The following is a 1043-nucleotide window of genomic DNA, read 5'->3' as shown; positions in this document are numbered from 1 at the left end:
ACGATCATCACGGAGTGCATCCCGTTCTCACGGATCTTCTGCGCCCGCGCCGGGTCGTGGTCGAGCCATGTCCCAGGCGAGGTGTCCACCACCTGCTCCAAGTGGGACCTCCCCGTGCGCAGGACGCTGGTGAATGGCGAGTTGGGTGAGATGAACACCGTCTCCCCCCGCGCCCACGGGGATTCTGGGATCCCCGGGTGGATCGAGGCCAAACCGGCACGGCGCAGAACAGGGGCGTGATCATGTGTCGTGTCGATTCGGGCAGAGGGCTCATCGCCGAACGGAACCGAGCCCGCCAGGTCGACGACGGCGTAGTCAGCCATCAACGGCACGGCAACGTCGGCCAGTTCCTGCCCGGTCTTCACGACGTCCAAGGTGCTGCCGATGCGCGTGCCGGCCTGGCTGAGGACGGCAAGGCGCTCGCGCACCCGGCGGCTGCCGGTGACATCCACGCACAAGCAGCACACCCCCAGCGCCGTGCCGTCCGCGTCCTGGAGGCAGAAGAACGAGACCGAATACGCGTGCTCCCGGCGCGGATCTTCCGGCGGCCACCCCCTAAACTCGTGGACCGCTGAGGTACCGCTCTCCAGCACCTGCCGCATCACCGCCTCGAGCGCCTCGCCCTCGAAACCGGGCAGCGCATCCGTCAGCCGGCCTCCGAACCGCCGGTCGCAAGGAACGCCGTCGTGGCTCTCCATCGTGTCGTTCACCCAGGTGCAACGCAGCTGCAGGTCACGAACAACGATGCCGATCGGTGCGCGGGTAAGGAGCGACTCCCGCACCGATCCGTTCGTCTCTGCCGAGGAGAGAGCGCGTGTGTTGGTCATGGATACCAGCCACCGCAGGGTTGCATCCTGTCCCCGCAGCAGCGAGAGGCGCAGGCTCAGGTTGAGCGTGCGGCCATCGCGGTGGCGGACCGCCACGGTGCCGGACCAGCCACCTCGGGCACGGCACTGCTCGGCGAACGCCGATACCCCCAGCGGCCCCTCAATGGACGGCAGCACGAGTGCGGCGGACTGGCCCACCACTTCCCCGGCCGAGTA

Annotated in this window: 1 protein-coding gene; it reads right to left on the bottom strand. The window is 68.3% G+C overall.

Going from position 1 to position 1043, the window contains the following annotated elements; genetic code table 11:
• On the bottom strand, positions 1-1043 hold a 1043-nt coding region (locus tag ACIBJF_RS53575; protein ID WP_399185143.1), incomplete at both ends, for a PAS domain-containing protein.

This window comes from Streptomyces sp. NPDC050743, assembly GCF_044456925.1.
Taxonomy (GTDB): Bacteria; Actinomycetota; Actinomycetes; order Streptomycetales; family Streptomycetaceae; genus Streptomyces.
This window is presented reverse-complemented; position numbering and strand designations above follow the sequence as displayed.